Origin of the sequence: Acinetobacter sp. CIP 64.7, assembly GCF_000369745.1 — a bacterium.
Lineage (GTDB): Bacteria > Pseudomonadota > Gammaproteobacteria > Pseudomonadales > Moraxellaceae > Acinetobacter > Acinetobacter fasciculus.
In genome coordinates this window covers 272,935-294,703 of record NZ_KB850178.1, presented here as the reverse complement: position 1 = coordinate 294,703, position 21,769 = coordinate 272,935, and the positions used below count along the sequence as shown (strand labels likewise).

The following is a 21,769-nucleotide window of genomic DNA, read 5'->3' as shown; positions in this document are numbered from 1 at the left end:
CTTGGCTCAGTGTTCATGTCGCTGAGCGGGGCTTTCAACTTTAACAGCATGATGTAATGAGGCTATTATGGGCAAGAATGTTGTGGTACTTGGTACCCAATGGGGCGACGAAGGTAAAGGTAAAATCGTCGACCTGCTCACAGATCAAGCGGCAGCGGTAGTTCGTTATCAAGGCGGACATAACGCAGGTCACACTCTTGTGGTTGGTGGTAAGAAAACTGTCTTACACCTCATTCCATCAGGTATTTTACGTGAAAACGTATTGTGCTTAATTGGTAACGGTGTTGTTCTTTCTCCTGAAGCGCTCATCAAAGAGATGGACATTCTTGAAAAAGAAGGCGTTCCTGTTAAAGAACGTTTACGCATTTCTCCAAACTGTCCATTGATTCTTCCGAACCACATCGCACTTGACCAGGCGCGTGAGAAAAAACGTGGTAATGCGAAGATTGGTACGACAGGTCGTGGTATCGGTCCTGCATACGAAGACAAAGTAGCGCGTCGTGCAGTACGTGTTGCTGACCTGGTACGTGGTGGTGAACATCTTACTGCTCAGTTAACTGAACTTCTGGACTACCATAACTTCCAGCTGACTGAATACTACGGTGTTGAAGCAGTTAAACTGGAAGACGTGCTGGCACTTTGCGACGAATGGCGTAAAGTTGTTGCGCCACTGGTTGTGGACGTAACTACTGAATTGCATAACTACCGTAAAAACGGTGACAACATCATGTTCGAAGGCGCGCAAGGTTCACTTCTTGACGTTGACCATGGTACATATCCGTATGTAACTTCTTCGAATACAACTGCTGGTGGCGTAAGCTCTGGTTCAGGTCTGGGTCCTTTGCATCTTGACTATGTACTGGGTATTACTAAAGCATACACAACGCGTGTAGGTGCAGGTCCATTCCCAACCGAGTTGGTCTATGACGCTGCAAATGACACGGGTGATGCGATTGGTAAACACCTCGGTACGATTGGTAATGAATTTGGTGCGTCTACTGGCCGTCAACGTCGTTGTGGCTGGTTCGATGCTGAAATTCTACGCCGTTCAGTTGACGTAAACTCACTTTCTGGTATTTGCTTGACTAAACTTGACGTTCTTGACGGTTTGGAAGAAGTGAAAATCTGTGTGGGTTATGAAGCTGCAGATTCTGGTTGTGTCGGTTCTTCTGATGCGCTTGCATTCGAAACTTTAAAACCGATTTACGAAACTATGCCAGGCTGGTCTGAGTCAACTTTCGGTGCGAAATCACTGGATCAGTTGCCAGAAGCTGCATTGAACTATGTAAAACGTCTTGAGCAGTTGATTGAATGTCCTATCGACATCATTTCAACGGGTCCAGACCGTGAAGAAACCATTGTTCTTCGCCACCCGTTTGATGCTTAATCTTCATTTGACTAAAGCTTGAATGATAAAAACCCATCTCCGGATGGGTTTTTTTATATGTTAAATTTATGCAGGTATTTCAAGACTAAAGTTGCATCGGTAATACCACGTGATGTGCTTTAACATAGTGTTATATAAAGAAAGAAAAATGAGCAGCAGGATGCAAAAAAATATATCGGCGACCATGTTTTATTCATTGTTATTCGCGATGGGCGGGGCGCCAACAATGGCCATGATGATTATTCGTGCGCAAACCCAAAACTCCGAAGTGATTTATGCGGTGCTGATTGGTCTGAGTGTCATTATTGCATGTATATTAGTGCCTATTATTTTATTGCAAAATGCTTTTTTATATTTCAAACGTAAAGACGAAATGCTTGAACAGAAAATCAAACCACTCAGTCAGGTTTACTTGGGCCTCAATATTATTTGTCTGATTTATTGGTTGGCGATACAGTATTTGGCTTAAAAATTACATAATTTATAAGAAGGTGAATGAATTAAGCGTTTAGCTGCTACGCGCTTTCACTTATAATTTTTACAATGTAAATTGCCCTTGAGCCAAGGTGGAGTAAATTATAATGAAGAATAAACTTTTATTGAGTATGGCTGCTGCTACAGTCGTCACATTATCAGGTTGTACCACCATTGCCGATATGGCAGGGGCAGATACTGCGACCTTAAATGCATCTGCGAGCCAAAGCTATAATGCCATGGTCAATGATGCGAAGAACAAAGGTCAACTGGATACCAGTTCAGCGACCTATAAACGGATTAATAATGTATTTAACCGTTTGAAACCGGTTGCTAACCAGATGAATCAAACCGGTACGGCATTCCAGTGGCAATTGGCTGTGCTCAAATCTGACCAGGTTAACGCCTTTGTTGCGCCAGGTGGTAAGGTTGTATTCTATACGGGTATCGTGAATAAACTGAATCTGACCGATGCTGAAATTGCAGCGATTATGGGTCATGAAATGGTGCATGCTTTAGAAGAGCATTCTAAGCAGAAAATCGGTGCTCAGGCCCTGACTGATCTGGCCTTGGGTATCGGCTTGAATGCAGCAGGTGTGGGTCAAGGTGGTGCTGCAGCCGCACAATTGGGTAGTCAGATCGGAATTGGCTTGCCATACTCGCGTAATCTGGAAAGCCGTGCTGACCAAGGTGGTTTAATGCTGATGGCGCGCGCAGGTTATAACCCGAATGCAGCCATTACCCTGTGGGAAAAAATGAACAAACTCGGTGGCAGCAGTGGTGCAACCTTCCTGTCTACGCATCCATCGAATAGCCAGCGTATTGGACAAATGCGTCAACAGTTGCCAGCAGCCATGCAGATTTATAACCAAAACAAATAATCCACTAATCATCCTGTAAAAGGAGATCTTGATCGGATTGGAAAGGCAGGGCAATGGCTCTGCTTTTTTTTATAGCTAATTGGGTGATTAATATTCTACGGGCTATTTTCAGGCAATAAAAAAGGCAAAGTCAGACTTTGCCTTTTTTCACTCAAGATCATAAGATCTTAGTGTTGGTGACCGCCTACACCGTGTACGTGACCGTGATCTAATTCTTCTTGAGAAGCTTCACGAACAGATACGATTTCAACTTCGAAAGTCAGGTCTTGACCAGCAAGTGGGAAGTTAGCATCAACAACAACATTGTCGCCTTCAACTGCTTTAACAGTTACGATTTGCACGCCGTCATCAGTTTGAGCTTGGAACTGCATGCCTGCCTGAATGTTGTCTACGCCTTGGAACATTTGCGCAGGAACTTCTTGAACTAGGTCAGGGTTGTATTCGCCATAACCTTCAGCAGCAGGAACGTTTACAGTGAATTTTTCACCTACAGTTTTGCCTTCTAACGCATTTTCTAAACCTGGGATGATGTTACCTGCACCGTGCAAATAGGCAAGTGGTTCACCTTGAGATTGGTCGAGAGTTTCACCCTCTGCGTTAGTCAATGTGTAGTGGAAAGAAACCACGAGGTTATTTGCAATAGCAGTCATGTTAATTGATCCATTCAATTTTTTAAGGGTACATCATAAAGTGAAATTGCATTTTTGTAGACTAAAATTAGCAAAAAAACGCAATTTGACAATTTTGTTGACGATTTTTTCATTGATTGGGCCAAATTCTGGAATTTCAATGCAATTTCAGCTTTGGAGAAATTTTTCGTGTAACAAAATCTTTTGCAGTCAGAATGCCGGCATGCGCATAACCATGAATGGTCGCCTGATGAATTCGGTATAAAGAAACGTACATTGACTTGGCAACAAAGCCTTGAACATTCACCTGACCGAGCAACTCGCCGACGGCTTTATTCTGGCTTAAGGAAATCAGTGAACCTTTGTCAGAAAATTTAAACATCGGTAAATAGTTTTCTTCATTGACACGCGCTTTCAAGGCATTCGCCAGAAAATTGGCCTGTTGGCTAGCCACTTGTGCACGTGGACCCAAGACTGGTTCATCTGCAGCAGGCTGGCAGTGTGCACAGTCACCAAAAGCAAAAATGTCTGGATCAGATTTGGTTTGCAGGGTGGAGTAGACTTTCAACCGGTGAATATTGTCTTTTTCCATATCTTGCAGTTGTGCCAAGACTTCAGGTGCTTTGATGCCTGCAGCCCAGACTTTAATCTCGGCATCCAGACTTGAGCCATCTGCAAAATAAATCTTGTCTTCATCAACCTTGGCCACGCGGTGACTGGTCAAAACCTCAATGCCAAATTTTTCCAGCTGTTGCATGGTATGTTCGGCGACTTTCGGCGAGAGTGCAGTCAGAATACGATCCGCCGCTTCAATCAGGGTAATTTTGACTTTATTTGGGTCGACCTTGTTTAAGCCATATTTAAAGAAATTGTGTTTGGCTTCCACCAGTTCAGCTGCCAGTTCTACTCCGGTTGCACCGGCGCCAATAATCGCGATATTCAGTTCACGGCTCGAAGCTTCATGTTGAGCATTCAAGTAGAGATGCAACAGATCCTGCTGAAAGATATCAGCTTGTGGACGGCTGTCGAGAAAATGACAGAACTGTTTGACGCCTTCGGTATTAAAGTCATTCGAGGTAGAACCCAAGGCCAGTACCAGGGTGTCATAGTCGATGCGCTGGTTCTTCTTGGCTTGGGCTTTTTTGGAGAAATATTCTGTTTCTACCACAATCTGTTTCGCTTCACGATCCAGACCGGTAAATGTCCCCAAGACAAATTCATAATGATGTGCGGCTGAATGGGCAAAATAATTAGTTTCTTCTTCATGTGGATTTAAGGTGCCTGCGGCAACTTCATGCAGCAGCGGTTTCCAAATGTGTGTCAGTTTTTGATCGACCAGAATAATCTGGGCTTTACCGCTTTTACCCAAGCTCTCACCCAGCTGAGTCGCCAGTTCCAGACCACCGGCACCACCACCCACAATCACGATTTTATGTGCTGTCATATATGATTAACCTGTTTATTTTTTTAATAAAAATAAGAGAAATAGAGAGAAAATATACTATGGCATGCACTAAAACGCGTCTTGATTAAAATTGTTATACAAATTACAAAACGTAGCAATTCTGTGAGAGCAGGTAAGTATCGCTGCTTTGAGGAAGCAAGGGGAGAGCGAGATTGATAAAGGGAATCTGCTAGAAGATCAGAGAGGAGATCTTCTAGCTTAAAGAAAAGTGACTTGAGATGTAGCGCTATTATCTATCTAAAGGATAAAGCTTTACGCTTGGTGTATTGTCTGAAAATAAACCGAATAAGCCTTGTAGCCAGCTAAAGAACTTCTGAAACAGATTGGCTTCTTCAATTTCGACATGATCTTCAATTTGAATGGTGCGAATCAACTGATTATTCTGATAAACCTGAATGGTCGCCAAAGGCATCATGGTCGCCAAAGGTGCAATGAGTTCAGATGCTTTCACTTCAACATTGATATGAGTCTGAGTTTCCTGTAATGGCTCGATACTTTTTAAAACGCCATCACCTGTATTCAGCATGACACGCTGTTGGGTTTGATCAAACTGGTTCAGGTCAATGCTGTAGCCCTGATCATATAAAGAAGTGGTAATGATCTGCGGTTGCTTGGTTTGCACCTTAAACATTTTTAAAGTGGATTTAATCACAGGCAATTCAGCCAGTAGCTGTTGATCTTTGATCGCCACTTCATTGCGGGTATAGGTATAAGCCAGATTCATCAGCTTATGTGATACTTCAGCGCGTTTTGCTGCACTTTTAGTACCCAGCACCACCACAATCAGACGGCGATTTGGCATTTCAAAATCTGCGGTGACGCGATTGGCTGTCAGCGCCAGATTATAGCCCGCTGCACGGGTAAAACCGGTTTTTAAACCATCTACTGTAGGATCGACCTGAAGCACACGGTTGGTCGCACGATGAAAATGCTGATTGTAGGTAAAGCTTGGCTGCTTGGAATAATACAGATAATCCGGAGTTTCATTCACCACCGCCATAGACAGTCTGGCTAAATCGGCGGCAGTCGAATAATGCTCAGGCATGGTAATACCGGCCGGATTCTGGAAATTGGTATGTTGCATGCCCAGTGCTTTGGCTTCCTGATTCATACGTTCAACAAACTGCGGAATACCACCCGAAATTTTCTCAGCCAGCGTCACCGCGGCATCATTGGCAGACATGATAATTAAGCCCGCCAGAAGCTGATCGACTGAAATCAGATCACCTTCTTTCAGGTACATCTGTGACTCATCCCACATCACGGTTTTAACCACAGAGGTCGCGGTTAACACTTCATTTTTATTTAATTTTCCGGCCTCAATTTCCTTTAAGGCAATATAAGCCACCATCATTTTGGTCAGCGAAGCCGGAGCACGCTGAACGTCGGCATTGTGCTCTGCAATGACTTGACCAGACTGTGAATCCAGAATGGTCCAGGCTTCAGCTTCAACGCTTTCAGGCACAATATTGAGTAGGGCAGCATGTGAAAATGCAGAAATAAATAAACTGAATACCGCAATCAGTGAGATGATGTATTTCAATGGTGTTCCTTGATAACCCGCTGGGTGTTGAACGATTTAATTTTCACGCATGCTATGCCTTTTTTATACAGATAGCTAGTCGTAAATGTAGACAAATAAGACAGCTAAACCATACTGGCTTAAAAAATGCTAAGCTAAGCTATATCTCATTTATTTTAATTTTATATCGTTCATTATGTTGCATTATCAAATTGAATTTGACGATTATCGTCAGCATCTTATTCACGTGACTGTTCGTTTTCTTGCGGACCCAACCCAAGTCCTGTCATTGCCGACCTGGATTCCGGGAAGCTATCTGATCCGGGAATTTTCCAAGCACATTGAAGCAGTTAAAGCCTATGATGAAGATGGGCGCCAGTTACAGATCCAGAAATTTGAAAAGAACAAATGGCGTTTATTCAATACTGATCATGAACTGATTACAGTGGAATATGATGTCTATGCCTATGATCTGTCCGTTCGTGGTGCATATGTGGATCAAAATCGTCTCTACGTGAACCCGGCTTGTGCATGTTTAGGGCTAGAAGGTCAGGAAAATAAAGAAATTGAACTGGAAATTTTCCTGCCAGATGAATTAAAGCATTTTCAGCTGGCAACCGGTATGCAAGCCAAAAGTCTGGTCAAAGGCCGTTTCACGCTCAAAGCCAAAAACTATGCCGAATTGATTGACGCACCATTTGAGCTGGCAGAACAAACCCGTTTCAGTTTTGAAGCAAATGGCATTCCACATGAATTTGTGGTCTCAGGTAAACATGCCATGAATGCCGCGCGTATGCAGCAGGACATTGAAAAAATCTGTGCCACAGAAATTTCAATGTTTGGTTCAGCGCCGTTTACAGACTATACCTTTATGACCATGGCAACCGGCAATAGCTATGGCGGTTTGGAGCATCCAAATTCTACCAGCCTGATTTCACCGCGTGATGACTTGCCGAAAGCCAATGAACCTGAAGAACCGTCGAAAGATTATCAGCGTTTCCTCGGCTTATGTAGCCATGAATATTTCCATTCCTGGTTGGTGAAATTCATTCGCCCTGAAAACTTTGTTAACTATGATTTAAACAGAGAAGGCTATACCTCTCTGTTATGGATCTTTGAAGGTTTTACCTCTTATTACGATGATTTGATTTTGCTGCGCAGTGGCGTGATTAATCAGGAATCGTATATTGCTTTGTTAAAAGCACAGATTGACCGTTATTTACAAAATCCAGGGCGTGCGATTCAGTCAGTGTCTGAATCCAGTTTTGATGCCTGGGTGAAATTCTATCGTCAGGATGAAAACTCGAATAATGCGGGTACCAGCTATTACAACAAAGGTTGTTTAGTTGCATTGTGCCTAGACTTAGGTCTGCGTTTACGTGGTTCAAGTCTGGATGCCCTGATGCGTCGTTTGTATGAAAACGCTCAGAAGGGTGTTCAGGTACATGAACGGACAATCTTTGAATTATGCAAAGAGCTGACTGGTGATGATTGGTCAGAACAGATTAATCACTTGATCAATACCACAGATGAATTGCCGCTTGATCAGCTCTTCCCTGAGTTTGGTATGGGTTATAGCCTGAAAAATGACAAGTCTTTGCCATTCGGTCTAAAGCTGGCAGATAAGCCGGAAGGTGTGCTGGTTCAATCTGCGCGTCGTGATAGTGCCGCTGTGCTCGCTGGCCTTTCTGCCAATGATGTCATTATTGCAATTGATGGCTTAAAAGCAACGACCAAACTCATTGAAAGCTATGCAAAACAGCAAGGTATTTTTACGGTACATGCATTCCGTCGTGATGAAATGATGACCTTCGACGTTCAAGCCGCGGGTTCTGAACTGACCGAAGTGGAATTGAAAGTGGAAGATCCGGCTAAAGTCGAGAAATGGCTTAAAGCTTAAAGCTTCACTTGTTCGTCATTTAAAAAAACCGGTGCATAGTCACCGGTTTTTTATTGCATTAAATTTTGAGAAAAAATTATTTAATGATCAGTCGTGATGTGCCACGGAATTCTGCCACAATTTGATTATGTTGATTCATCACCTGAATATCATAAATGCCACTACGGCCACTGCTGGCTTTGTGTTCAGCTACAGCAGTCAGTGTGTCGCCAAGCAAGCCCGGTTTTAAATAATGAATACCGCAATGTTGACCAACTGCCGGATGTTCACCGGTATTGCAGGCAATTGCAAAAGCTGCATCTGCCAGTGCGAAAATCACGGCACCGTTACAGGTCTGATGACCCTGTAAATGCTGTTCAGTCACCTTTAATTCGATCTTTGCATAATTGTGGTTATAAGAAACCAGATGAGCACCAAGATGCTGAATTAACCGGTCCTGATTAAACATCTGGCTGACTTGCTGATCCATTACAAAACTCCTTTTAAGATACGTTTTATTTTAAATTATTAAATATATGAATCATAAATAGCATTAGATAGTCAGAATGACAAGAGGGCAGAGTTAAAAATCTTGTTTGCACACATAAGAAAAAGCAGGTAAAACCTATATTTAGGTATGGGTTTTGTATTGGATAAAATGAAATTATATAAATATAGATATGGTTCAAAACGTGATTTGGAAGCTTTACAGAAAAATTATTTTTATGCTCCACATTCGACACAGCTGAATGATTCATCTGAGAATCTATTCAGTGAAAAAGACATTCATAAAGTATTTGAGCTGTTTCATAATATATTTGGTTCTTCGACTTCTGATATTAGGAAAGAATTTGATTAACTATGTCAAAAAGTTAGGAAGGAGGTCGGGATTTACTCTCTAAGTCGAATTCAAAAGGACGAATTACTTTGGGCATATTATGCCGATTCACATACTGGATTCTGTATTGAATATGATTTTGAAAAGCTTGATGAGCTGAGACCTATAAGTGCTGCGTTTGAGATTGATTATGCTGAACAAAGACCAGAGTTGAAGTTTGATCATGTATTCAAAAATGGAGCGACAGCTGTGGAAAAATTATTGCGAGTTACAACAGGGACTAAATCTATAAAATGGCGACACGAAGAAGAGTACAGGATTTGTATCGAACCTTTTGGTAGATTTAACTATGATTATAGGGCAGTGAAAGCAATCTACTTCGGAATGAGGATGCCTAAATCAAAAATTGATCTCGTAAAAAACAACAATAAATTGCCGGATTCTTATGCAACAGTATGCCAACAGCAAGTCATAGAAGTATTGAAAGGAAGAGGTATTAAGTATTATCAAATGAAATTAAAATCGGATAGTTATGAGTTTGATTGTTATGAGATAGCAGATATTTATCAAGATGCTCAAAAATACAAAGACAAAGTTCATCTAATTTCAAAGAATTTGATTGACTATAATGACTATGGTCGAGGGGTTGAAAGAGGTTATTTTGATAAGGTTGCAGACATCATTAGTAAAGAACCATATTTTTATGAGCTAAATAGTATCCATATCTCGAAGGAAGAATCGATTAAGAAAAATCAGCCTGTTATCTTCGCAGGATTTTTTTATGAAAAGAATAATTTACGCCAAATTAAAAGATATTTCACTTTGGATGAAGTCAATGAAAAATATAGCCTTTTGAATATGGGTTAAAAATTTGGTGACAACATGTCCTACATTTTAATTCCCCCGATACGTCGAATACCCATAAGAACTTAATAGCAGTGGAATATGGTAGTGCTCTAAAGCACCATCAATCACAAAAACCACCGGTACTTCAGGGAAGAACGTCCGTTGATTATTGGCCTTAAACCAATCACCCGTTTTAAACGTTACTTTATAAACGCCTTTTTGTAACGCGGTGTCTTTAGGATAAAATTCTTTAATACGACCATTACTGTCTGTCTTGGCTTCATTGAGCTTTACCCATTTCTCACCTTGCTGAGCTTCTAGGGTGACCGTGACATTAGCAGAGGGTAGGCCAGTTTCTTGATTAAGCACATGAACACTTAGTGGATTGGCAAAGCTAAAAGTTGAAAGGGAAGTCGCAGCTAAAGCACAAATTATTCTTTTCATGAGACTCATCGTAAAATGAACACTTCAATTGATTCTAATAGACTGAAAAATAAAAAATATTGAAGTTATGTAATAAAAAAAGCCCACCGAAGTGAGCTTGATTAAATCTATTCAAACTTAGCCACGACCGCGACCGCGACCACGTGGTGCTTTGGTATTTGGACGAGTTGTGCCATTGGTCTTACGACGCGGCTTTTCACTTTCATCCATTTGCCAGATACGTTTGGTGCCAGACTTTTTCACAGAACCATCTTTATTTTTACGAACCATTGGCTTACCACCCGTACCACCCGGCTTTTTAACATAAGAGCGTGAACGGTATGGTTCTTCCGCAGGAACATTCTGAAAGTCTGGATAAAGTAAGGGTTCAATTTCTCTGGTTTCGCCCGGTTGCAATCCCATACGAACCAAATCAATCTCACCAATTTTGGTACGGATCAAACGCAGTGTAGGGAAGCCGACAGCAGATGTCATACGACGAATCTGACGGTTACGACCTTCACAGATCGAAATCTCAACCCAAGACGTTGGAACAGAGGCACGGAAACGTACAGGAGGATTACGCTCCCATAACCATTCAGGTTCAGATACTTTTTCAGCACGTGCAGGAAGCGTCATGCCATCTTTCAGTTCAACGCCTTTACGAAGCTGTTCTAGTGCTTCTTCGGTCACATCACCTTCAACTTGCACCATATAAGTTTTAAACTTTTTATTGGCAGGATTGGTGATATATTGGTTGAGACCACCGTGATCGGTGAGGAAAACCAGACCTTCTGAGTCCATGTCCAAACGGCCAGCAAGACGTAAATCTTTGTTGTTGACAAAATCAGCCATGGTTGGGTGCTTTTCATCCGCACGGAATTGGGAGAGGACGTCATAAGGTTTGTTTAGAATGACGATTTTCATAGGAAATAACTTCTATAATTACATTAATTTAAAAAATGTAGAGGTTTATTTAAAAGGGAAATTTAGTTATTTCCCGTATAAATCTCAAAAACAACAAATCTGGATTAGAATATTATGCGTTAAGAACAGTTGAAAGTATTGCCTAATCGGCAATTATTTTAGATTTGTCAGCGGCATCCGGGAGAATACTAATAATGGGATATCAAAAAATCGTAGTACCTGTGGATGGTACCAAAATTACCGTTAATGCAGACCTGTCACTCAACGTACCAAATAATCCAATTATCCCATTTATCGAAGGGGATGGAATCGGTGCAGATATTACACCAACAATGCGAACTGTGGTAGATGCTGCTGTGCAAAAAGCATACGCCGGGAAGCGTTCCATCGAATGGATGGAAGTCTACTGCGGTGAAAAAGCTGACAAAATTTACGGCACCTATATGCCTGAAGAAACTCTCGAAGCACTGCGCGATTATGTGATATCGATTAAAGGTCCACTGACCACGCCAGTCGGTGGTGGTATTCGTTCCTTGAATGTGGCTTTACGTCAGGAACTGGATTTATATGTCTGTGTACGTCCGGTGCGCTGGTTTGAAGGGGTACCTTCGCCAGTACATAATCCGGAACTGACCGACATGGTGATTTTCCGTGAGAATTCAGAAGATATTTATGCCGGTATTGAATGGAAAGCAGATTCTCCGGAAGCGAAAAAAGTTATCAAGTTTCTGAAAGAAGAAATGGGTGTAACCAACATCCGCTTTGAAGACAATTGTGGAATCGGAATCAAACCTGTCTCCAAAGAAGGTAGCCAGCGTCTGGTGCGTAAAGCGATTCAGTTCGCCATCGAAAATGACAAGCCTAGTGTGACTTTGGTACACAAAGGCAATATCATGAAATACACTGAAGGGGCATTTAAAGAGTGGGGCTATGAAGTCGCGCTGGAACGTTTCGGCGGTGAGCTTTTAGATGGTGGTCCGTGGGTTAAAATCAAAAATCCAAGAACAGGCAAAGACATTATTATTAAAGATGTCATTGCCGATGCCTTCTTGCAGCAAATTTTGATGCGCCCGGCGGATTATTCTGTGATTGCGACACTCAACTTAAATGGTGACTATATTTCTGATGCGCTGGCTGCGGAAGTCGGTGGGATCGGAATTGCACCAGGTGCCAATATTGGCGGTTCGATTGCAGTTTATGAAGCAACCCACGGTACAGCACCTAAATATGCTGGACAGGATAAAGTAAACCCGGGTTCGATTATTTTGTCTGCAGAAATGATGTTACGTGATATGGGCTGGATAGAAGCTGCCGACCTGATCATTAAGGGGATTTCGGGTGCGATTGCGGAAAAAACGGTGACTTACGATTTCGAACGCTTGATGCCAGGGGCGACCTTGCTTCGTTGTTCTGAGTTTGGTGAAGCGATTATTGCTAAGATGGATGCCTAAAATTGCGAGGCAATTTATGAGTTAAAGCCCGCAGTAATTGCGGGTTTTTTATAGTTTTATTTTCAGAAAAAGTCTGAACAGCTAAGAGCTAAACGTTAAAATAAGTATCAGGCTGCAAGATCATGTAAGAAGTGTAATGAGCCTAGAAATGATTCGTTCTAAGCTGAATAACTTAGTAAACACTGTATTACATTGACGTATTTGGATACAGCTCAGCGATTGGCTTATTTTGTATAAACGTTACAGTGATGAATGGAACTTCCAGTGAATAGAGACGTTTCTCCAAAGGAGTAAATCATGGCTAAAGCTAAAGCGAGACATAAGCAGGTCCAACAAAAAGACAAGCAGGACAATGCTCAGAATGAAGAGCAGCAACAGCAACAACAGCAACAACCATCGAAACCATCTCGTGCTAAAAAACGTAGATAATCTCCTATCCACCTAAAATAACAAAACCCTCATTTGAGGGTTTTGTTATTTGAACGCTTGTATAAAATCATCACTAAAAATAACAGGATTGTGACTTTAAATTAGGCGGTTGTGATTAAGATAAAAGTCATCTATTTAATTTAATGCGAATATTGGTGAAATTTCTTCGGATTATAAGCTTACTGTTATCTATAGGTTTTCTACTAACTGCCTGTCAGCCACCGCCTTCAGGTGAAGCAGCAGGTTGGAAAAGCCCTTATCTGTATTGGCAATTACAGAGAGCCCAGTTAGAAGCTCCGCTACAGATTCCGGTTGAAGGCGTCAGAGTTGGTCAGATTAATGATACTTGGGGAGCAGCGCGTAGTGACGGTCGTAAACACGAAGGGACGGATATTTTTGCCAAACGCGGTACGCCAGTATTTAGCGCGACCCCAGGGATTGTGCGTAGGATTGGCACCAACAATCTGGGTGGAAAAATCATCTGGGTGACCGGTCCAAATATGAGCCAACATTATTATGCACATCTGGATGACTATGCAGAACATATTCAGGAAGGCGACTGGGTTGAGGCAGGTGAAGTCATCGCTTATGTGGGGAATACAGGTAATGCCAAAAATACCCCGCCGCATTTACATTATGGGATTTATTTAGGTGGGCAAGGAGCAACCAATCCTTATCCTTATTTAGTCCTTTCTCCATGAGCAGACACTGGCTGAGTTTGTTGTTCAGATTTGAGTCTGACAGGACGTGTGTACCAGAACAATTGTAACGTTCCTGATAAAAGAACAAATGTGGCCAGTATGAACTGTTGATGATAGCTCAATCCAAAATATTGCAGCGCACTAAAACTGAGCCCACCGATTAGCTGAATCGAGGCAAAACACAAGGTGGCAATACTCCAGAGCTTTTTATAAGCCAGTCCATACAGTTGCAAAATGGTATAGGAGGTCAGGAACACCACAGCCGGATTTAGCATCCCGGTAAAAAAGGAAGAGCTAAAAGTAAGCAATGGGCTGGCATCTAGGGTTGCAATAAAAATAGCCACAATATAAAGACTATAAAGAATTTTCAGGGCAACAAAATTACCCCATTTTCTGGCCAGTGCATAAGCACTCAAGGCGCCTAAAGCACTACCTAGTCCATACAGAATCCAGTTGAAATTAATCCAGAACAAGCTCAATCCCAACTGCTGGCTTAAATAATCAATCCAGAAGAGTGAATGCGGTATATAAGCGAAAGCACTACAAGCATAAACTGTAAGTAAACTATAAAAGACGCTATTCAGAGATAGATGAGAGGTAACCGCAGGAGCTTGTGCCGACAAATATGGCTTAAATTTCTGAATCAGTAGACTTAAAACGATACAGATAAGCAAAGCAAAACCACATAAGATTAGCCATGCAGTCTGTATGGAAATTTGATCCAGATAAGGCAGAAACAGGGTCGCAATTAAAACGCCTAGTCCAATCCCACTAAAACCAATAAAGTTGATTTTAAGACGGTCTTGAAGTTCACAGCACTGTGCAACCACACTCGGCGATAAGATCATCATCAGTCCACCGCTGATCCCGGAAATAATCCGCCAAGCGATATACCATACTTCAGAAAAACCAGAAAATGCACAGCACATCAGGCTGAGCATACCGGCAAAGGCTGAAATTTGAATATAGGTACTCATGCTGCGGTCTTGAGGCAGACGCATGGCCGTAAATGCACCGATTAAATAACCCAGCAAATTGGCACTGCCCAAGAGACTGGCAAAATCTGTACTCCAGCCAAAGGCTTCGCGTGTGCCAGGTAACAACGCGGTGTAAGAGAAACGAAGAATGCCAATGCCCAAGCACATACTAAGACAGAGAAACAGGCTGAGCTTCATTGTGTTTGAGGACATCCGTGTACTCATAGAATTTTATATTTGATCAAAAAATAACATGAATCTTCATGATTGAGGGGAAATTGCCTGAGAAGAAACCATTGAGTGCAGAAATTTGCTCAAAGAAACCGGTATGATTTTTAAGATTTCATCAGTCAAAAGCCTGAATTTTTTCAGAGAAATAAAAAACCGCGTATCAACGCGGTTTTTTATATTGTCTATTTCAAGAATTAACGCATCTTGGCCAGGAAACGGCCAACACGGGTAATGGCTTCACGCAGTTCATTTTCAGCCGGCAGGAACACTACACGGAAATGATCCGGTGTTGGCCAGTTAAAGCCTGTTCCTTGAACCAGAAGTACTTTCTCTGCACGTAACAAATCCAGCATCAGTTTTTCATCGTCCTGAATTGGATACACATTCGGATCCAGTTTCGGGAAGCAATACATTGCGCCTTCAGGTTTGACACAAGACACACCTGGAATCTCGTTCAGCATTTCCCAGGCAATATTGCGCTGTTCATATAAACGCCCACCCGAACGAATCAGGTCGTTAATTGACTGATAACCGCCCAGTGCAGTCTGAATTGCATATTGTGCCTGATGGTTGGCACACAGACGCATCGATGCAAGCATATCCAGACCTTCGATATAGTCTGCTGCACGTGCTTTATTGCCGGTAATGGCCATCCAGCCGGAACGGAAACCAGCAATACGATAGGCTTTAGATAAACCGTTAAACGAAACACAGAGCTGATCGCCAGCCAGAGCTGCTACAGCAACATGCTCAATCCCATCGTAAATAATTTTGTCGTAGATTTCGTCAGCAAATAAAATCAGGTCATATTTCTTGGCCAAGTCGACGATTTGTTGCAACACATGACGTGGGTAAACCGAACCGGTCGGGTTATTCGGGTTGATAATCACAATACCACGGGTATTCGGCGTGATTTTGCTTTCCATATCAGCAATATCTGGATACCAGTGATTTTCTTCATCACATTTATAGTGAATCGCTGTACCTCCAGACAGATTCACTGCCGCCGTCCAGAGTGGATAATCTGGCATTGGAATCAGCATTTCATCGCCATCATCCAGCAGACCCTGCATGGCCATCACGATCAGTTCAGACACACCATTACCGATATAGACGTCATTGACGTGCATATCTAGAATGCCTTTTTGCTGATAATACTGACAGATCGCCTTACGCGCCGGGAAAATCCCTTTGGAATCGGTATAGCCAATCGCATTCGGCAGGTTTAAAGCCACATCGTTGATAATTTCCTGCGGCGCTTCAAAACCGAATGGGGCAGGATTGCCAATATTTAATTTGATAATTTTGTGACCGGCTTCTTCCATCTCGATGGCCGCTCGTAACACAGGTCCGCGAATGTCGTAGCATACATGCTCGAGCTTAGATGATTTCTTGATCTCGCGAGGGGTTTGGAAAGTGTTCGGCATTTTGATGTTCTCGGAAGGAGTGGAGGTCACTTTTGCATAACGATATAAATAACTTTTAAATGTCTCAGTTGTGACTAGATCGAGATCATGTTCATCTCGAAGTAGTGCAACAATTTTTTCATGCGTAAATCCAAGCTGCTGATATTGTTTGATCACAGGCAGCAGATTTTTAAAAATTACGCTCTTTTTTTGCGACATTTTTTAATCCTGAGCAAATTTAGAGCTAAGAATACCATTAAATTTGCTCACTAAAAAACATTTAATGTAAAAATTGCTTACTTTTATTTTTATATTTGCTTTCTTTTTGCTTTTTTGGGCATTATATGTCTTTTGTAAAATGTTGAATAAAGACTAGAATTTTTAAAATGAATCACGTAAATATAGGATTATCCTATTTTAAATAGCAAGATAAAAAGGTATGTGATCATGGGAAAACTCAATAAATCAGACCGGGAATGGCAAAGAGAGTTATCACCTGAGGAGTTTCGCATTACGCGCGAGAAGGGAACCGAGCCGGCATTTACTGGAAAATACTGGAATACCAAGCAAGATGGCACTTATGTATGTCGTTGCTGCGGCACGCCACTGTTCTCTTCTGAGACCAAGTATGACAGCGGCTGTGGCTGGCCAAGTTTCTACCGTCCTGTCAGCAGTTCGGTGGTAGAAGAATTACCTGATACTTCACACGGAATGGTCAGAACTGAGATTGTTTGTCATCATTGTGACGCACACTTAGGGCATGTTTTCCCGGATGGCCCAGAACCGACCGGTTTGCGTTATTGTGTCAACTCGGCTTCTTTGGACTTAGAAACACAAGAAAAAAATGATGAGGAAACCTATCCATGACTAACATTTATCAGTTTGAAGCTGAATTGTTAGATGGCAAAAGCAAGCCACTTGCAGATTACGAAGGCAAGGTACTTTTGATCGTCAATACAGCGAGTAAGTGTGGTTTTACCCCACAATTTTCAGGATTAGAAAAACTTTACGAAAAATATAAAGATCAAGGTCTGGAAATTTTGGGATTTCCATGCAATCAGTTTGGTGGTCAAGATCCAGGTTCCAATGAACAGATTGGTGAATTTTGCCAGAAGAATTACGGGGTATCTTTCCCGATGTTTTCCAAGGTGGATGTCAAAGGCCCTGAAGCGCACGCCATTTTTCGCTATTTAACTAATAATTCCAAAGGTATTTTAGGCAATGGAATTAAATGGAATTTTACCAAGTTTCTGATTGGTCGTGATGGCAAGGTGTTGAACCGTTTTGCACCAACCACCAAGCCTGAAGATCTTGAAGATGAAATTGCCAAAGTATTGTAATCATTAGTGTCATATTCTCAGTATGAGATAAAAACAGAATTCATCTAGTGTTAATTAAAAAACCCACTTTAATTCAGTGGGTTTTTTAGTCATGATTAAAACTTAGAGAATAGCTTTCAGGCGTTGAATGACTTCTTCACATTGCGCCAGATCGGCTACGAGTGCTAGACGTACATGATTTTCACCCGGATTACCTTGTTCGGTATCGCGGGATAAATAACGACCCGGAAGAACTTTAATATGTGCTTCTTCCATCAAATGTTTGGCAAAGGCTTCATCATTGTCGACTTTTAACCAGTAATAGAAACCTGCATCCGGTTTTTTGAGTGGCAGCAGATGACCGAGTTCTTGCTGGAATAAATCAAACTTGGCACGGTATTGCACCCGGTTTTCTTCCACATGTGCTTCATCATCCCAGGCAGCAATTGAAGCCAGTTGATGTTGTACCGGCATCGCTGCGCCGTGGTAAGTACGGTATTGCAAATAAGGTTTTAACAGGCTGGCATCACCGGCAACAAAACCTGAACGCATGCCCGGAAGGTTAGAACGTTTAGACAGTGAATGGAACACCACACAGTTTTTATAGTCATCCCGGCCGATTTCAGCACAAACTTCCAGTAAACCTACAGGTGCTTGGTCAAACCACAGTTCCGAATAGCATTCATCTGAAGCAATCACAAAATTGTATTGATCCGACAGGGCAATCAGTTTTTTAAACTGTTCTTTTGATAGTACTGCACCGGTTGGATTGCCCGGGGTACAGACAAATAGCAATGCCGTTTTTTCCCAGACTTCCGCCGGAACTGCATCAAAATCACCGAGGTAGTTATTTTCCTCAGTACAGTTGATGAAATAAGGTTTGGCACCTGCGAGCAGCGTTGCACCTTCATAAATCTGATAAAACGGATTCGGCATCACTACATAAGGTGCATCTTCACGATTCACCAAAGCCTGTACAAACGAAAAAATCGCTTCACGCGTACCGGAAACAGGCAGGATATTGCTGTCTGCACTAATGCTATTTAGCTTAAAACGGCGCGTCAGCCATTGGGCAATACTTTCACGTAGCTCAGGCAGGCCTTTACTGTTGGGATACGTCGACAAATGTTTGAAGTTATCGATAATCGCTTGTTTCACAAACTCCGGTGCAGGATGCTTTGGTTCACCAATCGACAGGGGAATTAAGGGCATATTTGCAGGTTGGATATCCGCAAAAAGCTGATTTAACTTTTCAAACGGATAAGGGTGCAGTAAAGACAAGCTAGAGTTCATGAATAAGTAACCGCGTTTTAATGTGAGTGTTGACTACAAACCTGATTAGAGGCTTCATCCAGCGCAGTTTTAAGTGCAACTGCAAATTCGGCAGATTCTTCAGGTGTCATAGGGTTGCCATCTTTTTTGGTGACAAAGAATATATCTTCGGCACGTTCGCCAAGTGTGGCAATTTTGGCAGAGTGGATATCCAAGCCTTGCATCATAAATAAACCGCCAATTTTGGCAAGTAAACCGGGATGATCGAGAGTAGCGATTTCGACCATATTTTGATTCAAGGCAGGATTGATACTGATATCGACTGTATTTTCAATATCAAAATGACGTAATTGACGTGGAATCCGGCGCTGCATCAAGCCAGGATATTCATCTGAATGACTCAAGGCATCTTTCAGCGCTTCAATCACTGTGGCTTCGCGTTCCGGATCGGTCAATAAGGTACCAAAACGGTCCAGTACTACATAGGTGTCCAGACTGAAAGCTTTAGTCGCTGTAATAATCCGTGCATCTTGTACATCCAGATTCATGCGATCCAGAATAGCCACCGTGGTGGCAAACAGGTTAGGTTGATCCTGCGTGTAAATAAAGATCTGTACCGCATCCTGGGCATATTTACGGTGCGCCCGCATCAACACCAGTGGGGCAGGATTGTCGCCGTGTTGTAAAATGGCACGGGTATGCCATGCAATTTCATCTGCTGTTTCTTTGAGGAAATAGTCATCACCAAGTTCCTGCCAGACTTTTTCTACCTCATCCAGTGAGAAGTCCTGAACCAGAAGTTCACTGGCTGCAAATTTAGTATCTTCAATCAGCATTTGATAATCAACCGGACGGCCCAGACCAGAACGGATTACGTCACGTGCCTGAGTATATAGTTGACGCATCAGCGAAGCGCGCCAGGTATTCCACAGCTTCGGATTGGTGGCGTTAATATCGGCGACTGTCAGGGTGTACAGATAGTCCAGATGTTCCATGTCACCCATTTTTTCGGCGAATTCTTTGACCACATCCGGATCGGAGATATCTTTTTTCTGGGCGGTGACAGACATCACCAGATGATTCTGGATCAGCCAGGCCACCAGATTGCTTTCGCGTTCGGTAAAACCGTGACTACGGCAGAATTTAATCGCATCGCTGGCACCAAGTTCACTGTGATCACCGCCACGGCCTTTGGCAATATCATGGAAAATTGCCGCCAGATAAACGATGTCACGACGGGTCAAACGCTGGAATACTGAACTGACCACCGGAAATTCCTTGGCAAATTCAGGTTCTTTAAAGCGGTTTAAATTACGCAGCAGCAATAAGGTATGTGCATCGACCGTATAGATATGGAACAGGTCATATTGCATCAGTCCCAGAATCTGTCCAAAGGCCGGGATGTAATTTCCAAGCACACCATAACGCTTCATCGCGACCATAGTATCGTAGAGTCGATGCGGTGAACGGATAATCGCCATAAATAGCGCCTGATGCACCGGATTATCACGAAAATCCTGATCAATGCGTTTTCCAGCCAAGGTCAGCAGGCGTAAAGTACGCGCACGAATACCTTCGATCTCAGGACGATTGGCTAGTAAATAGAAAATTTCCAGAATTGCGTTTGGATTTTCCGAGAAAATCTTGTGATGCTGCACAGCCAGTTTGCCATCGACCAGTTTAAAGTTCTGGTTGATTTCTTCGATCTGGCGTTCATATTGCGGTAAACGTGGCGTAATGACCGATTCATTAAAATAGGCCAGCAGCATTTCGTTCAGCGTAGACACTTGCTGTGCACTGCGATAATAGCGCTTCATGAACTGTTCAATTGGGTAGTTCGGATGATGCGCCTCTTCACGTACATAGCCAAATTTGGCAGCAATATCACGCTGATAATCGAACAATAAGCGGTTTTCATCGCGCTTGGTCAGGCGGTGCAGGTGATGACGGATTTCCCAGAGGAAACTTTCGGCTTCCTCAAGCACACCGAGTTCAAATTCTGAAATAAAACCGAGATGTACCAGATCATAAATGCGATTGACGCGGAAATGCCGTTTGGCAATCCAGCCAATCTGGTTGATATCACGGATGCCACCCGGCGCATTTTTAATATCCGGTTCCAGATTGCTTTCGGTATTGTTGTGCTGAGCATAGCGTTTATGCTGCTCATCCATCTTGGCATCAAAAAAAGTTTTGTCAGTCCAGGTACGTGACACGATACGACGTGGCCATCTACACAGGTTTTCATTGCCAATAATCAGGCGGGCTTCGATCAGGGTGGTGGCGACGGTCAGATCACTGCTGGCCTGATTGACACATTCATTGATGGTGCGGACACTGATACCGGGTTTGAAATTCCCCACGTCCCAAAGCGATGAAATGAATGTAGAAATCAGTTGTTCCTGTTCCGGGTTAATCTCGTCTTCTGACAAGATCATGATGTCGACATCAGAATAAGGCAGCATTTCACGACGGCCATAGCCTCCGACTGCAAACAGGGCCAAATCAGTTTGATCCAGTTCGGCATGCTGCCAGAGAAACTGCAATGCTTCATCAATCAGGTTGGAACGCGCCAGAATAATATCCCGAATCGACTGGCCATTTTCAAAACTTTCCTGAAGCTGATTTTCGACATCACTGCGCCATTGATTGATGGCTTTAATGTCATGGTTGCTTTTAGCGTAATTCAGCAGTGGATGGGTGTTGATCATG

Annotated in this window: 21 protein-coding genes; 11 read left to right on the top strand and 10 right to left on the bottom strand. The window is 42.6% G+C overall.

Features of this window, described 5'->3' with window-relative positions; genetic code table 11:
• Positions 1 to 67: 67 nt before the first annotated feature.
• From F890_RS03595 to F890_RS03585, 3 genes are all read left to right on the top strand, one after another.
• Entirely contained in the window at positions 68 to 1,387 is a 1,320-nt protein-coding gene (locus F890_RS03595; RefSeq protein ID WP_004278963.1) for an adenylosuccinate synthase, read from the top strand.
• 160 nt (positions 1,388 to 1,547) lie between these two features.
• On the top strand, positions 1,548 to 1,856 hold the full coding sequence (locus F890_RS03590; protein ID WP_005265748.1) for a hypothetical protein: 309 nt from the start codon (positions 1,548 to 1,550) through the stop codon (positions 1,854 to 1,856).
• Between the two features lie 112 nt (positions 1,857 to 1,968).
• On the top strand, positions 1,969 to 2,742 hold the full coding sequence (locus tag F890_RS03585; RefSeq protein WP_005263417.1) for a M48 family metallopeptidase: 774 nt from the start codon (positions 1,969 to 1,971) through the stop codon (positions 2,740 to 2,742).
• 167 nt (positions 2,743 to 2,909) lie between these two features.
• Here F890_RS03585 and slyD read toward each other — a convergent pair whose 3' ends face one another.
• From slyD to F890_RS03570, 3 genes are all read right to left on the bottom strand, one after another.
• Complete coding sequence (slyD, locus tag F890_RS03580) at positions 2,910 to 3,392, bottom strand: peptidylprolyl isomerase (RefSeq protein ID WP_004278960.1); 483 nt, start codon at positions 3,390 to 3,392, stop codon at positions 2,910 to 2,912.
• Between the two features lie 136 nt (positions 3,393 to 3,528).
• Entirely contained in the window at positions 3,529 to 4,815 is a 1,287-nt protein-coding gene (locus tag F890_RS03575) for an NAD(P)/FAD-dependent oxidoreductase (RefSeq protein WP_005263416.1), read from the bottom strand.
• 250 nt (positions 4,816 to 5,065) lie between these two features.
• Entirely contained in the window at positions 5,066 to 6,379 is a 1,314-nt protein-coding gene (locus tag F890_RS03570; RefSeq protein ID WP_005263415.1) for a D-alanyl-D-alanine carboxypeptidase PBP6B, read from the bottom strand.
• A 175-nt stretch (positions 6,380 to 6,554) separates the two neighbouring features.
• Here F890_RS03570 and F890_RS03565 point away from each other — a divergent pair, with 175 nt between their 5' ends.
• Positions 6,555 to 8,258 (top strand): M61 family metallopeptidase, encoded by a 1,704-nt coding sequence (locus tag F890_RS03565; protein ID WP_005265747.1) that lies wholly within the window; start codon positions 6,555 to 6,557, stop codon positions 8,256 to 8,258.
• Positions 8,259 to 8,334: 76 nt separating this feature from the next.
• Here the strand turns inward: F890_RS03565 and paaI are convergent, their stop codons facing one another.
• Complete coding sequence (gene paaI, locus F890_RS03560) at positions 8,335 to 8,727, bottom strand: hydroxyphenylacetyl-CoA thioesterase PaaI (RefSeq protein ID WP_004645544.1); 393 nt, start codon at positions 8,725 to 8,727, stop codon at positions 8,335 to 8,337.
• A 168-nt stretch (positions 8,728 to 8,895) separates the two neighbouring features.
• On the opposite strand from paaI, the gene F890_RS19000 reads away from it, so the two are divergent.
• The gene (locus F890_RS19000; protein WP_228127367.1) at positions 8,896 to 9,096 is read left to right on the top strand and encodes a hypothetical protein; all 201 of its coding nucleotides are present in this window, start codon (positions 8,896 to 8,898) and stop codon (positions 9,094 to 9,096) included.
• A gap of 30 nt (positions 9,097 to 9,126) precedes the next feature.
• Positions 9,127 to 9,942, top strand: coding sequence for a DUF2971 domain-containing protein (locus F890_RS18005; protein ID WP_322111760.1), 816 nt, complete (start codon positions 9,127 to 9,129; stop codon positions 9,940 to 9,942).
• A 27-nt stretch (positions 9,943 to 9,969) separates the two neighbouring features.
• On the opposite strand, the gene uraH is transcribed toward F890_RS18005, so the two are convergent.
• Together uraH and F890_RS03540 are read right to left on the bottom strand one after the other, a co-directional pair.
• Entirely contained in the window at positions 9,970 to 10,365 is a 396-nt protein-coding gene (gene uraH / locus F890_RS03545; RefSeq protein ID WP_005265745.1) for a hydroxyisourate hydrolase, read from the bottom strand.
• A 117-nt stretch (positions 10,366 to 10,482) separates the two neighbouring features.
• Positions 10,483 to 11,271, bottom strand: a complete 789-nt coding sequence (locus F890_RS03540; RefSeq protein ID WP_005263396.1) for an rRNA large subunit pseudouridine synthase E — start codon at positions 11,269 to 11,271, stop codon at positions 10,483 to 10,485.
• Positions 11,272 to 11,465: 194 nt separating this feature from the next.
• Here F890_RS03540 and icd point away from each other — a divergent pair, with 194 nt between their 5' ends.
• From icd to F890_RS03530, 3 genes are all read left to right on the top strand, one after another.
• The gene (icd, locus tag F890_RS03535) at positions 11,466 to 12,722 is read left to right on the top strand and encodes an NADP-dependent isocitrate dehydrogenase (RefSeq protein ID WP_005263395.1); all 1,257 of its coding nucleotides are present in this window, start codon (positions 11,466 to 11,468) and stop codon (positions 12,720 to 12,722) included.
• Between the two features lie 297 nt (positions 12,723 to 13,019).
• On the top strand, positions 13,020 to 13,151 hold the full coding sequence (locus tag F890_RS19200) for a hypothetical protein (RefSeq protein ID WP_004645538.1): 132 nt from the start codon (positions 13,020 to 13,022) through the stop codon (positions 13,149 to 13,151).
• 143 nt (positions 13,152 to 13,294) lie between these two features.
• Positions 13,295 to 13,852, top strand: coding sequence for a M23 family metallopeptidase (locus F890_RS03530; protein ID WP_005263394.1), 558 nt, complete (start codon positions 13,295 to 13,297; stop codon positions 13,850 to 13,852).
• Here F890_RS03530 and F890_RS03525 read toward each other — a convergent pair.
• On the bottom strand, positions 13,831 to 15,042 hold the full coding sequence (locus F890_RS03525; protein WP_005263393.1) for a YbfB/YjiJ family MFS transporter: 1,212 nt from the start codon (positions 15,040 to 15,042) through the stop codon (positions 13,831 to 13,833). The genes F890_RS03530 and F890_RS03525 overlap by 22 nt on opposite strands.
• Before the next feature lie 212 nt (positions 15,043 to 15,254).
• Positions 15,255 to 16,685 (bottom strand): pyridoxal phosphate-dependent aminotransferase, encoded by a 1,431-nt coding sequence (locus F890_RS03520; protein ID WP_005252270.1) that lies wholly within the window; start codon positions 16,683 to 16,685, stop codon positions 15,255 to 15,257.
• Positions 16,686 to 16,913: 228 nt separating this feature from the next.
• Between F890_RS03520 and msrB the strand changes: the two genes are divergently transcribed.
• Positions 16,914 to 17,333 (top strand): peptide-methionine (R)-S-oxide reductase MsrB, encoded by a 420-nt coding sequence (gene msrB / locus F890_RS03515; protein ID WP_004645533.1) that lies wholly within the window; start codon positions 16,914 to 16,916, stop codon positions 17,331 to 17,333.
• Positions 17,330 to 17,806 (top strand): glutathione peroxidase, encoded by a 477-nt coding sequence (locus tag F890_RS03510; protein ID WP_004278946.1) that lies wholly within the window; start codon positions 17,330 to 17,332, stop codon positions 17,804 to 17,806. Before msrB ends, F890_RS03510 begins: the two co-directional genes overlap by 4 nt.
• A gap of 102 nt (positions 17,807 to 17,908) precedes the next feature.
• Here the strand turns inward: F890_RS03510 and dapC are convergent, their stop codons facing one another.
• Together dapC and glnD are read right to left on the bottom strand one after the other, a co-directional pair.
• The gene (dapC, locus tag F890_RS03505) at positions 17,909 to 19,078 is read right to left on the bottom strand and encodes a succinyldiaminopimelate transaminase (protein WP_005252269.1); all 1,170 of its coding nucleotides are present in this window, start codon (positions 19,076 to 19,078) and stop codon (positions 17,909 to 17,911) included.
• A 17-nt stretch (positions 19,079 to 19,095) separates the two neighbouring features.
• Positions 19,096 to 21,768, bottom strand: a complete 2,673-nt coding sequence (gene glnD / locus F890_RS03500) for a [protein-PII] uridylyltransferase (protein WP_005265743.1) — start codon at positions 21,766 to 21,768, stop codon at positions 19,096 to 19,098.
• Between the last annotated feature and the right edge of the window lies 1 nt (position 21,769).

Bases quoted from the DNA above. Each gene is read 5' to 3' on its own strand.
- slyD (WP_004278960.1), bottom strand. From the start codon at position 3,392: ATGACTGCTATTGCAAATAACCTCGTGGTTTCTTTCCACTACACATTG.
- paaI (WP_004645544.1), bottom strand. From the start codon at position 8,727: ATGGATCAGCAAGTCAGCCAGATGTTTAATCAGGACCGGTTAATTCAG.
- F890_RS03575 (WP_005263416.1), bottom strand. From the start codon at position 4,815: ATGACAGCACATAAAATCGTGATTGTGGGTGGTGGTGCCGGTGGTCTG.
- F890_RS03540 (WP_005263396.1), bottom strand. From the start codon at position 11,271: ATGAAAATCGTCATTCTAAACAAACCTTATGACGTCCTCTCCCAATTC.
- F890_RS03525 (WP_005263393.1), bottom strand. From the start codon at position 15,042: ATGTCCTCAAACACAATGAAGCTCAGCCTGTTTCTCTGTCTTAGTATG.
- F890_RS03565 (WP_005265747.1), top strand. From the start codon at position 6,555: ATGTTGCATTATCAAATTGAATTTGACGATTATCGTCAGCATCTTATT.
- msrB (WP_004645533.1), top strand. From the start codon at position 16,914: ATGGGAAAACTCAATAAATCAGACCGGGAATGGCAAAGAGAGTTATCA.
- icd (WP_005263395.1), top strand. From the start codon at position 11,466: ATGGGATATCAAAAAATCGTAGTACCTGTGGATGGTACCAAAATTACC.
- glnD (WP_005265743.1), bottom strand. From the start codon at position 21,768: ATGATCAACACCCATCCACTGCTGAATTACGCTAAAAGCAACCATGAC.
- F890_RS03530 (WP_005263394.1), top strand. From the start codon at position 13,295: ATGCGAATATTGGTGAAATTTCTTCGGATTATAAGCTTACTGTTATCT.
- F890_RS03585 (WP_005263417.1), top strand. From the start codon at position 1,969: ATGAAGAATAAACTTTTATTGAGTATGGCTGCTGCTACAGTCGTCACA.
- dapC (WP_005252269.1), bottom strand. From the start codon at position 19,078: ATGAACTCTAGCTTGTCTTTACTGCACCCTTATCCGTTTGAAAAGTTA.
- F890_RS19200 (WP_004645538.1), top strand. From the start codon at position 13,020: ATGGCTAAAGCTAAAGCGAGACATAAGCAGGTCCAACAAAAAGACAAG.
- F890_RS03520 (WP_005252270.1), bottom strand. From the start codon at position 16,685: ATGTCGCAAAAAAAGAGCGTAATTTTTAAAAATCTGCTGCCTGTGATC.
- uraH (WP_005265745.1), bottom strand. From the start codon at position 10,365: ATGAAAAGAATAATTTGTGCTTTAGCTGCGACTTCCCTTTCAACTTTT.
- F890_RS03590 (WP_005265748.1), top strand. From the start codon at position 1,548: ATGCAAAAAAATATATCGGCGACCATGTTTTATTCATTGTTATTCGCG.
- F890_RS03510 (WP_004278946.1), top strand. From the start codon at position 17,330: ATGACTAACATTTATCAGTTTGAAGCTGAATTGTTAGATGGCAAAAGC.
- F890_RS19000 (WP_228127367.1), top strand. From the start codon at position 8,896: ATGAAATTATATAAATATAGATATGGTTCAAAACGTGATTTGGAAGCT.
- F890_RS03595 (WP_004278963.1), top strand. From the start codon at position 68: ATGGGCAAGAATGTTGTGGTACTTGGTACCCAATGGGGCGACGAAGGT.